Source organism: Nocardia iowensis (assembly GCF_019222765.1).
In the GTDB taxonomy this organism is placed as follows: domain Bacteria; phylum Actinomycetota; class Actinomycetes; order Mycobacteriales; family Mycobacteriaceae; genus Nocardia; species Nocardia iowensis.
In genome coordinates this window covers 8,068,599-8,080,067 of the sequence record NZ_CP078145.1, presented here as the reverse complement: position 1 = coordinate 8,080,067, position 11,469 = coordinate 8,068,599, and the positions used below count along the sequence as shown (strand labels likewise).

Annotated in this window: 12 protein-coding genes; 6 read left to right on the top strand and 6 right to left on the bottom strand. The window is 68.1% G+C overall.

Features of this window, described 5'->3' with window-relative positions:
• Positions 1-5: 5 nt before the first annotated feature.
• Positions 6-1,604 (bottom strand): carboxyl transferase domain-containing protein, encoded by a 1,599-nt coding sequence (locus KV110_RS37145; protein ID WP_218471793.1) that lies wholly within the window; start codon positions 1,602-1,604, stop codon positions 6-8.
• Positions 1,605-1,791: 187 nt separating this feature from the next.
• Here KV110_RS37145 and KV110_RS37140 point away from each other — a divergent pair, with 187 nt between their 5' ends.
• A complete protein-coding gene (locus KV110_RS37140; RefSeq protein WP_218479356.1) occupies positions 1,792-2,376 on the top strand; it encodes an SACE_7040 family transcriptional regulator in 585 nt (194 codons plus the stop codon).
• A 26-nt stretch (positions 2,377-2,402) separates the two neighbouring features.
• On the opposite strand, the gene KV110_RS37135 is transcribed toward KV110_RS37140, so the two are convergent.
• A complete protein-coding gene (locus KV110_RS37135; RefSeq protein WP_218471792.1) occupies positions 2,403-3,149 on the bottom strand; it encodes a 3-hydroxybutyrate dehydrogenase in 747 nt (248 codons plus the stop codon).
• Positions 3,146-4,534, bottom strand: coding sequence for an MFS transporter (locus KV110_RS37130; protein WP_218471791.1), 1,389 nt, complete (start codon positions 4,532-4,534; stop codon positions 3,146-3,148). Before KV110_RS37130 ends, KV110_RS37135 begins: the two co-directional genes overlap by 4 nt.
• Positions 4,535-4,674: 140 nt before the next feature.
• On the opposite strand from KV110_RS37130, the gene KV110_RS37125 reads away from it, so the two are divergent.
• Complete coding sequence (locus KV110_RS37125) at positions 4,675-5,601, top strand: LysR family transcriptional regulator (RefSeq protein ID WP_218471790.1); 927 nt, start codon at positions 4,675-4,677, stop codon at positions 5,599-5,601.
• Between the two features lie 13 nt (positions 5,602-5,614).
• On the opposite strand, the gene KV110_RS37120 is transcribed toward KV110_RS37125, so the two are convergent.
• From KV110_RS37120 to KV110_RS37110, 3 genes are all read right to left on the bottom strand, one after another.
• Positions 5,615-6,061 carry a Rel homology DNA-binding domain-containing protein gene (locus tag KV110_RS37120; protein WP_218471789.1) on the bottom strand — a complete coding sequence of 149 codons (447 nt, stop codon included), beginning with the start codon at positions 6,059-6,061 and terminating at the stop codon, positions 5,615-5,617.
• Positions 6,062-6,206: 145 nt separating this feature from the next.
• Positions 6,207-6,938 (bottom strand): ABC transporter ATP-binding protein, encoded by a 732-nt coding sequence (locus KV110_RS37115; RefSeq protein ID WP_218471788.1) that lies wholly within the window; start codon positions 6,936-6,938, stop codon positions 6,207-6,209.
• Positions 6,939-6,987: 49 nt separating this feature from the next.
• Entirely contained in the window at positions 6,988-8,046 is a 1,059-nt protein-coding gene (locus KV110_RS37110; RefSeq protein ID WP_218471787.1) for an ABC transporter permease, read from the bottom strand.
• 130 nt (positions 8,047-8,176) lie between these two features.
• Between KV110_RS37110 and KV110_RS37105 the strand changes: the two genes are divergently transcribed.
• From KV110_RS37105 to cobM, 4 genes are all read left to right on the top strand, one after another.
• A complete protein-coding gene (locus KV110_RS37105) occupies positions 8,177-9,373 on the top strand; it encodes a sensor histidine kinase (RefSeq protein WP_218471786.1) in 1,197 nt (398 codons plus the stop codon).
• Positions 9,370-9,987 (top strand): LuxR C-terminal-related transcriptional regulator, encoded by a 618-nt coding sequence (locus KV110_RS37100; protein ID WP_218471785.1) that lies wholly within the window; start codon positions 9,370-9,372, stop codon positions 9,985-9,987. Before KV110_RS37105 ends, KV110_RS37100 begins: the two co-directional genes overlap by 4 nt.
• Positions 9,988-10,096: 109 nt before the next feature.
• Positions 10,097-10,522, top strand: a complete 426-nt coding sequence (locus tag KV110_RS37095) for a PPOX class F420-dependent oxidoreductase (RefSeq protein WP_218471784.1) — start codon at positions 10,097-10,099, stop codon at positions 10,520-10,522.
• A 37-nt stretch (positions 10,523-10,559) separates the two neighbouring features.
• Entirely contained in the window at positions 10,560-11,309 is a 750-nt protein-coding gene (gene cobM, locus KV110_RS37090) for a precorrin-4 C(11)-methyltransferase (protein ID WP_218471783.1), read from the top strand.
• The last annotated feature ends 160 nt before the right edge of the window (positions 11,310-11,469 follow it).

The window sequence follows — 11,469 nt, the reverse complement described above, 5'->3', positions numbered from 1 at the left end:
CACACTCACATCCGGAAGACGCCGTAGGAAACGGGCTCCAGCGGCGCTTGCGCGCACACCGAAAGGGCAAGCCCGAGGACAGTTCTGGTGTCGGCGGGATCGATCACGCCGTCGTCCCAGAGCCGGGCCGTCGAGTAGTAGGGGTTGCCTTGGCGTTCGTACTGCTCCCGGATCGGCGCCTTGAACGCCTCTTCGTCCGCCGCTGACCACGGCTGACCCGAGCTGTCGAGCTGATCGCCGCGCACCGTCGACAGGACGGAGGCGGCCTGCTCGCCGCCCATCACCGAGATCCTGGCATTGGGCCACATCCACAGGAAGCGCGGCGAATACGCGCGCCCGCACATCGAATAGTTGCCCGCGCCATACGAACCGCCGATCACCACGGTCAGCTTCGGCACCCGCGCGCAGGCCACCGCGGTGACCATCTTGGCGCCGTGCTTGGCGATGCCGCCCGCCTCGTAATCGCGACCGACCATGAACCCGGTGATGTTCTGCAGGAAGAGCAGCGGAATCTTGCGCTTGTCGCAGAGCTCGATGAAATGCGCGCCCTTCATGGCGGATTCGCTGAACAGCACACCGTTGTTGGCGACGATGCCGACCGGGTGGCCGTGGATGTGCGCGAATCCGGTCACCAGGGTCTTGCCGTATTCGGCCTTGAATTCGTGGAAGCCGCTGTCGCCGTGCGGGTCACCGTCGACGAGCCGGTGGATCACTTCGCGGACGTCGTACGGGGTACGCAGGTCGACCGGCACCACGTCGTACAACTCCGCCTCCGGCGCGGCGGGCCGCACTGCCGGCCGTACCTCCCACGGGGGCGCCGGGCGCGGGCCGAGGGTGGCGACAATGCGTCGGACGATGCGCAACGCGTCCAGGTCGTCCTCGGCCAGGTGATCGGTGACACCCGAAGTGCGCGAATGCAATTCGCCGCCGCCGAGTTCCTCCGCGGTGACCACCTCGCCGGTCGCCGCCTTCACCAGCGGGGGGCCGCCGAGGAAGATCGTGCCCTGATTACGCACGATCACCGCTTCGTCGCTCATCGCGGGCACATAGGCACCGCCCGCGGTGCAGGAGCCGAGCACCGCGGCGATCTGCGGAATTCCCTTGGCGCTCATGGTCGCCTGGTTGTAGAAGATGCGCCCGAAGTGCTCCCGGTCCGGGAACACCTCGTCCTGCTCGGGCAGGTAAGCGCCGCCGGAATCGACGAGATACAGGCAGGGCAACTGATTCTGCAGCGCGATTTCCTGGGCGCGCAGATGCTTCTTCACCGTCATCGGGTAGTAGGTGCCGCCCTTGACGGTGGCGTCGTTGGCCACGATTACGCACTCGCGCCCGGACACCCGCCCGATCCCGGTGATGATCCCGGCGCCGGGGGATTCGTCGCCGTACATTCCGGTCGCGGCCAGTGGCGACAGCTCGAGGAACGGACTGCCCGGGTCGAGCAGCTGGTCCACCCGCTGGCGCGGCAGCAGCTTGCCCCGCGCGACATGGCGGTCCCGTGCCTTCGGCGGGCCGCCGAGCGCGGCTTTGGCCAGCCGGGCGGTCAGGTCGTCGACCAGCGCCTTGTGGGCGACACGGTTGTCGACGGCCTCTTCGGTAACGGTCATCACTTGATCCTCTTGGTCAGCGTCGCGGAGCGATTCGATGACGGGTGGTGGTCGGGCGACGGGTGGGTCAGTTAGTCGCCGATAACTGGAATCCAGGTTAATCTTGGTTAACCGAGATGTCCAGGAAGCGCTTGCGAGCCGCGAATGCGCGAGGCCGCAGGAGGCGAAAGGAGCGCGTGTGACCAGCATGGATTCCGGCACGCTCACCCGCCGTGAACAGCTGAAGGCGCAGCGACGGCAGCAGCTCCTCGATGCCGGAGCCAGGCTCATTGCCGACCGCGGCTTCCTCGGCATGCGACTGGACGACCTCGGCGCGGCCGTTGGCATCAGCGGACCCGCCGTCTACCGCCATTTCCCGAACAAGGAAGCGTTGCTGGTGGAATTGCTCGTCGGGGTCAGCCAGCGACTGCTCGACGGCGGCAAGGCGGTGGTGGCGAGCACGTCCGCCGCGGACGAGGCGCTGGCCGGTCTCGTCGACTTCCATCTGGACTTCGCGCTCGGTGATCCGGAATTGATCCGCATCCAGGACCGAGATCTCGAGAATGTTCCGGCCACCGCCCGGCGGGAACTGCGCCGCACCCAGCGCCAGTACGTGGAAATCTGGGTCACGGTGCTGCGCGAGCTGCACCCGGACCTACCCGAGGAGTCGGCGCGGGTACAGGCACACGCCGCCTTCGGCCTGATCAACTCCACCCCGCACAGTGCGACCACGGCGACCGCCGCGCGGGCCCGGCCCATCCTGCGCCGGATGGCGCTGTCCGCTTTGGGGTGACGGGCCGCCTCGGGGTGTGCGCTCGATCATCGAGCGCTCCACCCGCCGTCCATCGTGTAGGAGGCTCCGGTCACCATGCCCGCCTGCGCCGAGGCGAGCCAACCCACCAGTGCGGCAACCTCTTCCGGCTCGACCAGGCGCTTGATCGCACTCTCGGTGAGCAGGATTTTCTCCAGCACCTCCTGCTCGGGAATGTCGTGTGCCTTGGCCTGGTCGGCGATCTGCTTGTCCACCAACGGAGTTCGGACGTAACCCGGGCTGACGCAGTTGCTGGTGACGCCGTGTCGGCCGCCCTCCAGCGCGGTGACCTTGGACAGGCCTTCCAGTCCGTGCTTGGCCGTCACATAGGCCGCCTTGTATTCCGATGCCCGGATCCCGTGTACCGACGAAATATTGATGATCCGGCCGAAGCCGTTGCGGTACATGTGCGGCAGGGCGGCCCGGATGAGCAGGAACGGCGCCTCGACCATGAGGGTGAGCAGGTTCCGGAACTGCTGCGGGACGAAGTCCTCGAGCGGGCTGATGCTCTGCACGCCCGCGTTGTTCACCAGGATGTCCACCTCGAGCTCGAGCGGTTCCAGCGCCTCGACGTCGAGAAGATCCACCGCCCAGGACTTTCCGCCGAGTTCGCGGGCCAGCGCTTTGGCGCCGATGTCGTCGATGTCGGCGATGGTGACCAGTGCGCCACGCGCGGACAGTTCGCGGGCGCAGGCCGCGCCGATGCCACTGGCGCCGCCGGTGATCAGGGCGGAACGTCCGGTCAGGTCCGTCATTTGGTAACCGCCGTGGCGGGGCGGGCGGCCAGGCTTTCGGCATCGGCGAGGTCGACGGTTTCCAAATCCAGGCCTTTCGTTTCGCGGGCGAAGAAGACGGCGATCACGGTGACGCCCGCGGCAATGGCCAGGTAGATGGCGATGGGCACCGCGGACTTATAGGTGTTGAGCAGCCGGACGGCAATGATCGGCGCCAGTGATCCGGCCACGATCGAGGTGACCTGGTAACCAAGGGACACACCGGAATACCGCATCCGGGTCGGGAACATCTCGGCCATGATCGCGGGCTGCCCCGCGTACATCAGCGCGTGGAACACCAGGCCGATGATGATGGCGAACATGATGACCGCGTTGTGCCCGCTGTCCATCATCGGGAAGGCAAAGAACCCCCAGGTACCCGCGGTCAGCGCGCCGACCAGGTACACCGGGCGCCTGCCGTAGCGATCGGACAGTTGCCCGGCCAGCGGAATCATCAGGAAATGCACGGCGTGCGCGGCGAGTAGCCACCAGAGAATGACCTTGGTGTCGACGTGCACCTGCACCTTGAGGTAGGTGATGGTGAAGGTGACCACCAGGTAGTACAGGATGTTCTCGCCGAACCGCAGTCCCATGGCGGTGATCACGCCGCGCGGGTAGCGCTTGACCACCTCGACGACGCTCAGCGACGTCGCCTTGATCTGCTCCACTTCCTGTTGCGCGGCAACGAAAATGGGCGCATCGGTGACCTTCGTGCGGATGTAGTAGCCGACCAGCACGACGACGGCGGACAACCAGAAGGCCACGCGCCAACCCCAACTGAGGAAGGCCGCGTCCGACAGCCAGGTGGTCAGCGTCAACAGCACCGCGGTCGCCAGCAGGTTCCCCATCGGCACACCCGCCTGCGGCCAACTCGCCCAGAAACCGCGACTGCGACTGGGACTGTGTTCGGCCACCAGCAGAACCGCGCCGCCCCACTCACCGCCGACGGCGAAACCCTGGATGAAGCGCAGGGTGACCAAGAGCGCGGGCGCCCAATAGCCGATCTGACCGAACGTAGGCAGGCAGCCCATCAGAAAGGTGGAGGCGCCCACCAGGATCAGGCTGAATTGCAACAGCTTCTTGCGCCCGTACTTGTCGCCGAAATGCCCGAAGACGATGCCGCCTAACGGGCGGGCGGCGAAGCCGACCGCGTAGGTGACGAAGGCGGCGAGGATCGCGTCCAGATCGCTGGTGCCCTTGGCAAAGAACACCTTGCTGAACACCAGCGTCGCGGCGGTGCCGTAGAGGAAGAACTCGTACCATTCGACGACCGTGCCAGCCATCGACGCGGCCACCACTCGTCTCAGGCCGGTCGGCACCCCGCCGGGCTCGCCGCCCGTCGGCCACAATGCACTGCGCACGCTCATCGAACTCTCCTTCATGCCAGGGGTCACATCGACGTCTGGATGTGATGGCCCCCACAAATCTTGGCTGCAACGAAGTATTAGTGCAGATGCGCGCGACCGCAATGACTTCTTGTGCAGTACATATCTGCGAGAATGCACATATGGGCGCGGTGTCAGCGGGGTCCGGTCGGCGACCGAGCGCGGATGACCTGCTGGTTCTCCTGGCGGTCGGCCGATCCGGGCGCTTCGTGTCGGCGGCCGAGGAACTCGGCATCAACCACACGACCATCTCCCGGCGCATCGCCGCGCTTGAGCACAGCCTGGGCGGGCGGGTGCTGACGCGCGCCGCGGGCGGCTGGGAGCTCACCGATCTGGGGCGCGAGGCGTTGGCGGCCGCCGAGGTAGTCGAGTCGGCCGTCACCTCCCTCGCCGCCGACACCGGTGGAAACCGGGTGCTGCAAGGGGTGGTGCGGATTTCGGCGACCGACGGTTTCAGCGCCTACCTGGCCGCCCCGGCGGCCGCCGAGGTGCAACGACAACATCCCAAGATCGCCGTCGAAATCGTCGCCACGACCAGACGTGCCTCCACGCAGCGTTCGGGCCTGGATCTCGAAGTGGTCGTCGGCGAGCCACAAGTCCACCGCGCCACGGCGATCAGGCTCTCCGACTACTGTCTCGGCCTCTACGGTGCTCGCGACTATCTGCGCGAACACGGCACCCCGGCGAGCATCGAGGATCTCGCCCAGCATCCGTTGGTCTACTTCATCGACTCGATGCTCCAGGTGGACGACCTGGATCTGGCGTCGAGCTTCGCCCCCGCCATGCGCGAATCCGTCACCTCCACCAATGTTTTCGTGCATGTCGAGGCAACCCGAGCCGCGGCGGGTATCGGCTTACTGCCGTGTTTCATGGCCGACCGGCACGCCGACCTGACCCGAGTGCTCGCCGCCGAGGTCTCGGTCAAGCTCGCCTATTGGCTGGTGGCCCGTGCGGAAACCCTTCGCCGGCCAGAAGTCGCCGCGTTCGTGGACGCCCTCCGCGCGAAGGTCGGCGACCAGCGCGCCGCCCTGCTCGGCCTGCGCCGCTGACCGCGGAGCGGGATCAGGCGACTTGGATTTCGATCGGGGCGATCGCGAGGTGCGGCCGGTCGGTGGTGACGGTGACGCTGATGCGGCCAGGGCCGGTGGGGACGTTGACGAAGATGGTGGCGGGCGGCTGGTTCCACGCGGTGTTGTCGGAGATCGGCGCCGGGACCGTTCCGGCGGCGCCGGTGTCGAGGTTGCGCCAGTTCGCGAACACGGTGACGCCGCAGGGGCTGCCGAAGGTCGGGGTGGCCTTTACCCAGCTCAGGCCGAAGCGGGCGGAGCCGGAGCCGTCGGCGGAGATACCGGATTGCAGCTGGCCGACGCAGACATCGCCCAGCGAGTACGTCACGCCGAAGCTGGCGCTCGGCGGGGCGGCGGATGCGGGTGCGGCGCAGACGGTGACCGCGCCGAGCAGAGCGGATACGGCGATTGTGTTGCGCAGAAGCGACTTTCGGTACTGCATATGATCACATCCTCGTCGGTGGGGTCGAGTGCTGTGCTGATGTACCGCTGGTGGCCGACATTGTAGAGCGGCGATGGCGCGACTCGTCAACCCCTTAGGCGGCCATTCCCCCTGCTCCATCGCGCGTTTCGAGCACGCCCCCTGGTTACCCGGAGCCAGCGGTGAGGCGGCCGTCCACCATGCGGTAGACGGCGTCCATCCGGTGCAGGTGGGCGCGGTCGTGGGTGACCAGGAGGGTGGCGGCGTCGTGTTCGCGGACGACGGTGAGGACCAGATCGATGACGGCCGCACCGCGTTCGGTGTCCAATGCGCTGGTCGGCTCGTCGATGACCAGCAGCGCGGGATCGTTCATCAGGGCGCGGGCGATATTGACGCGTTGGCGCTGCCCGCCGGAGAGTTGGGCGGGACGTTTCGCGTGCTGGTCGGCGAGGCCGACCGAGTCGAGGAGTCGCATTGCCTTGGCGTGGGTTTCGCGGCGCCGACGCGCTGAGGTGAACAGGCGTTGGCCGAGATGAGCCATCACCTCGAGCTGCTCGACCGCCGTCAATGCGGGCACCAGGTTCGGTTGCTGGAAGACGATGCCGATGGACGAGCGGCGCAGTGCGGCGGCTTCGCGGCGGCCTACAGTAGCGAGATCGGCACTGCCACCGGGTGTTTCGAGGCTGATCCGGCCGGAGTCCGGGCGGATCAGGGTCGACGCGACCGCGAGCAGGCTGGACTTGCCGGAGCCGGAGGGGCCGGTGATGGCGGCGATGCTGCCACCGGTGACGCGCAGGCTCACCCGGTCCAGCGCGGTGAGCCGATCCGTGCCGTCGGGGTAGGTGAGGGTCACGTCGTCGACGGTGAGCGCGGTAGTGGTGCGAGTCGCGGTGATCATGTCTCGAAAACTCCTATGGTGCAACGCTTGTCGGTAGGTGGGCGGCTGCTCAACGTCCGGCACCGAGTGCGGTCAGTGGATCGGTGGTGAAGAGGAAACGCAGCGCGAAGGCCGCACCGAACAAGCCGAGCACGATCAGCGCGGCGGCGGGCAACAGCGTGGTCGCCGGACTCAATACGAACGGCAGCGCGTCGCCGAGGAAAGCCGCTGCGGCAACGGTGATTCCAAGGCCGATGGCAACGCCGGCGGTCAGCACGATCGCGGCCTGGGCGAGTGCGTCGCGGACCAGGGAACCGGAGGCGGCGCCGAGTGCTTTGAGGGTGGCGACATCCGGCATCCGCTGCACCGTCCACACGGTGAAGAACGCGCCGATCACCAGCGCCGAGATGGCGAACAGCAGCACCGTCATCAGGGTCAGCGAGCCGTTCTCGGCCTGGTACGAGCTGAGCGCGGACAACGCGCCGGACACGCTGGTGGTCTGCGTGTGCGCCTCGGCGTTCACCGCTTGCTGATTCGGCACGCCGGACACCGCGAGCACGGTCGCCGCGCCGGAGCGCGGGCTCATCGCCTGCCAGTCGGCCAGGGTCGTCCAGACCACCGGTGTGTGGCTGTACCAGTCGTCCCCACGCACGGCGGCCACGGTGAAGGTGCGGCCCGCTATGGTGACGGAATCACCCGCCGCGGCGCCGAGATCCTTGGCCGCGCCGGTGCTGAGCACCACCGTGCCGTTCTCGGTTGCCGAGCGGTTGCCGAATGCCGTTCCGGTCGTGCCGAGGAACGCGACCTTCACCGGGGCCCGGCCGCTCGGGTCGACCCTGCCGTGACTGATGCCGATCGGATCGACGGTGCCGCTCGGACCTGCCGCCGACCGCCAGGCGGCAACCTGTTCCGCGGTCAGCGTCGAGGCGTCGAACGACGGCGCGGCGCCGGTGTCGGCGAAAACGACCGTGTCACCGGGGAACGATTCCACGGCCGAGATGTTCTGGTGCGCGAGCCCGGCCGTGAGCCCGCTCAGGAAACTCACCAGCAGCGCCACCAGCGTGACGACCATGGTGATGAGCAGGAAGCGGCCGCGGGCGGCGCGCAGGTCTCGCAGTGCTACGAACATGCCTCCACACTTCCGCTCGACCGGCCAGCGGCCATCGCGCGCGGGAAGGAAAGGAGCACCATCGAAGGGTGGGTGGCGTTTTACACCTTTCGATGGATGCCGCCGAGGTAGCCGCACATAAGCTGACAAGGTGCACTCGTCCCCGCTCACGCCCGTCTTCACCGCGCTGCGGCTCGGCCTGCATGCGCTGGTGACGGCGTTGGCCGTGGTGATCGCGGTCCGCGCGCTGCTGCCCGGCGCGGCGCATCCCATCCCGGTGGTCGCGTTGACGGCAGGCTTCCTGGTGACGTATTTCGCCGGTGCCGTGCTGAGCGCGCGCCGCCGCGGCACCGCGATCTGGTTGACGGCGCTGACGGTGTGGTGGCTCGGCCTCGTTCTGCTCGCCCCCAATGCCGGTTACCTGGCCTTCGGCCTGTTCTTTCTCTATCTGCATCTGCTCCCGCGCCCCTGGAGTCTGGTCGCGGTGGCCGTGGCCGCGGCGGTGGCGGTGGTCGGTTTCGGCGCGCACTGGGGCTGGTCGGCGGCAGGCGCGATCGGTCCGATCCTCGGCGCGGCGGTTGCCGTCGGTATCGGCCTCGGCTACCAGGCATTGTTCCGCGAGTCCGCAGAACGCCAGCGCCTGATCGACGAATTGCTCAGCACCCGAGCGGTACTCGCGGATCAGGAGCGCACCGCGGGCAAGTTGTCCGAGCGCGAGCGACTGGCGCAGGAGATCCACGACACCGTCGCCCAGGGGTTGAGCAGCATCCAGCTGCTCCTGCATGCCGCCGAACAGTCGGCCCCGGATCACCCAGCGGTGCAACAGATCCGGTTGGCCAGGGAGACAGCGGGGGAAAACCTCGCCGAAACCCGAAGGCTCATCGCGGAACTGGCTCCGGCAGCGTTGGAAGGTCAGTCACTGGCCCAGGCACTGGAACGCATCTGCTTGCGCGCCGACGCTCCCGGACTCGCCACCCAGCTGGTGGTGGAGGGCACCCCGGAGCGGCTGCCGATGCCGGTGGAGGCGGCGCTGGTGCGCATCGCGCAAGGCGCGGTCGCGAATGTGGTGCAGCACGCGGATGCGGGCCGAATGCGCCTGACGCTGACCTACGCCGACGCCGAGGTCCTACTCGACGTGGTTGACGACGGCGTCGGCATCGCCCCCGACGTCCTCGACCGCGCGCCATCGGGTTCCTTCGGACTGGCCGCCATGCGGTCGCGCGTGGAGCAGCAGGGCGGCACCATGACGGTGGAATCGGAGCCGGGACATACCGCGGTCACGGTCTCCTTCCCACTCGAACCCGCCGCACCCGAACCGGATTCGGCCCGACCGGGGGAGCACGCATGATCCGCCTGCTGCTGGCCGACGACCACGCCATCGTCCGCGCCGGCCTGCGCGCGCTGCTCGACGGTGGCGACGACATCACCGTTGTCGGCGACGTGCCCACCGGCGAGGCAGCGGTCGCGTTCTGTGCCACCACGCCGGTGGATCTCGTGCTGATGGACCTGAGCTTCGGCCCGGGCCGCTCCGGCGCGGACGCCACCGCCGAACTGCGCGCTCTCCCGCAGCCGCCGAATGTCCTGGTGGTCACCAACTACGACACCGACGCCGACATCCTCGGCGCCATCGAAGCGGGCGCCTGCGGCTACATCCTGAAGGACACCCCGCCCAGCGAACTGCTCGCCGCCGTCCGCTCGGCGGCCGCGGGCGAGAGCGTGCTGTCGCCCGCGGTCGCCTCGAAGCTGATGACCAGGGTGCGCCGTGCCGACACCACCTTGAGCCCGCGCGAAATCGAAGTGCTGCGGTTGGTCGCCGACGGACGATCCAACCGCGAGATCGCCAAGCAGCTGTTCCTCAGCGAAACCACCGTCAAATCCCATCTGGTGCACATCTACGCGAAACTCGGTGTGCGATCGCGCACCTCGGCAGTCGCGCGCGCTCGCGAGCAAGGGGCGATCTGAGGTACCCGGTCCGAAGCGACGTGCCAGGGTGGCAACTGGCGCGGGCGTGCTCGCGACATGCGTCTCCCGGTGCCCCGTCCAGCCGCCTGCCTGCCCCTAGGGTGAGGCAATGGCCTCCCTCTCGGATCCTCAGGTGCGCGAGTTCCTCTCCCACGGCACGCGGACGGGCAAGGTGGCGTTCGTCGCCGCCGACGGCCGACCGATGGTGACTCCGGTTTGGTTCGTTCTCGACGGTGACGAGTTGGTGTTCAATACCGGCAAGGCCACCGCCAAGGGCAAGGCGTTCGCGCGCGACGGTCGCATTGCGGTCTGCGTCGACGTCGAGGGCATGCCTTACCCCTCCGTGCAGTTGCAGGGCACCGTCACCCTCTCCGAGGATCCCGACGAACTGCTGCGCACGGCCACCGAGATCGGCGGTCGCTACATGGGCGCCGACCGCGCCGAGGAATTCGGCAAGCGCAACGGGGTGCCCGGCGAGCTCGTCGTGCGCCTGCGGCCGACCAAGGTGCTCGCGCACTTCGACGCGACGGCCTGACCGAATCCGGCGAGCAGGCCGCCATACACTCAGCCGCATGACCGTGCACTTCATCGGGGCCGGGCCGGGCGCGGCCGACCTGTTGACCGTGCGCGCGGTCACCCTGCTCCGCACCTCCCCGGTGTGCCTGTACGCGGGCACCTACCTGGACCCGGACGTGCTGGCGCACTGCGCGCCCGACGCCGAACTGATCGACACCCAGCGGCTCGACCTCGACCAGATCACCGAACACCTGGTGCGCGCGGACAATTCCGGCAAGGACGTGGCCCGGCTGTGTTCCGGTGACCCGTCGCTCTATTCGGCGCTCACCGAGCAGACCCGCAGGCTGGACGCGCACGGTGTCGCGTGGGATGTCACCCCCGGCGTCCCCGCCTACGCCGCGGCCGCGGCCCTGCTCGGCACCGAACTCACCGTTCCCGAGGTTGTGCAGTCGGTCGTGCTGACCCGCACCCAGGCCCGCTCGACCGCCATGCCGGACGGCGAAGCCTTGGCCAACTTCGCGAGCACCGGCGCCACACTTGTGCTGCACCTGGCGATCACACGCATCCGAACGCTGGCCACCGAGCTCGTCGCCGACTACGGCCAGGACTGTCCGGTCGCCGTCGTCTACCGCGCCAGCCAGCCCGACCAGCTGATCCTGCGCGGCACCCTCGCCGACATCGCCGATCAGGTCGAGGCGGCGGGCCTGCGGCAGGCCGCGGTCATCCTGGTCGGCCGCGCCTTGTCCGGCACGGTGGCGTGTGCGCAATCCCACCTCTACGACCCGGCTCGCGTCCGCGATCAGTGACCCGCCGCACCGCCCACATTGCGCATCGCGCAGGATGTGAGGTCTGCAACATGAGGCAAGCAAATCACTCCCAGCTCCGCTGCCTGTGATGATGTCCTTCCGCTATAGCGGTTGGTTGGTTCGGCGCGTACGACGACGGTAGATTGGTCCGGTGATCTGC

Coding starts and splice junctions, on each gene's coding strand:
- KV110_RS37145 (WP_218471793.1), bottom strand. CDS start 1,604: ATGACCGTTACCGAAGAGGCCGTCGACAACCGTGTCGCCCACAAGGCG.
- KV110_RS37140 (WP_218479356.1), top strand. CDS start 1,792: ATGGATTCCGGCACGCTCACCCGCCGTGAACAGCTGAAGGCGCAGCGA.
- KV110_RS37135 (WP_218471792.1), bottom strand. CDS start 3,149: ATGACGGACCTGACCGGACGTTCCGCCCTGATCACCGGCGGCGCCAGT.
- KV110_RS37130 (WP_218471791.1), bottom strand. CDS start 4,534: ATGAGCGTGCGCAGTGCATTGTGGCCGACGGGCGGCGAGCCCGGCGGG.
- KV110_RS37125 (WP_218471790.1), top strand. CDS start 4,675: ATGGGCGCGGTGTCAGCGGGGTCCGGTCGGCGACCGAGCGCGGATGAC.
- KV110_RS37120 (WP_218471789.1), bottom strand. CDS start 6,061: ATGCAGTACCGAAAGTCGCTTCTGCGCAACACAATCGCCGTATCCGCT.
- KV110_RS37115 (WP_218471788.1), bottom strand. CDS start 6,938: ATGATCACCGCGACTCGCACCACTACCGCGCTCACCGTCGACGACGTG.
- KV110_RS37110 (WP_218471787.1), bottom strand. CDS start 8,046: ATGTTCGTAGCACTGCGAGACCTGCGCGCCGCCCGCGGCCGCTTCCTG.
- KV110_RS37100 (WP_218471785.1), top strand. CDS start 9,370: ATGATCCGCCTGCTGCTGGCCGACGACCACGCCATCGTCCGCGCCGGC.
- KV110_RS37095 (WP_218471784.1), top strand. CDS start 10,097: ATGGCCTCCCTCTCGGATCCTCAGGTGCGCGAGTTCCTCTCCCACGGC.
- cobM (WP_218471783.1), top strand. CDS start 10,560: ATGACCGTGCACTTCATCGGGGCCGGGCCGGGCGCGGCCGACCTGTTG.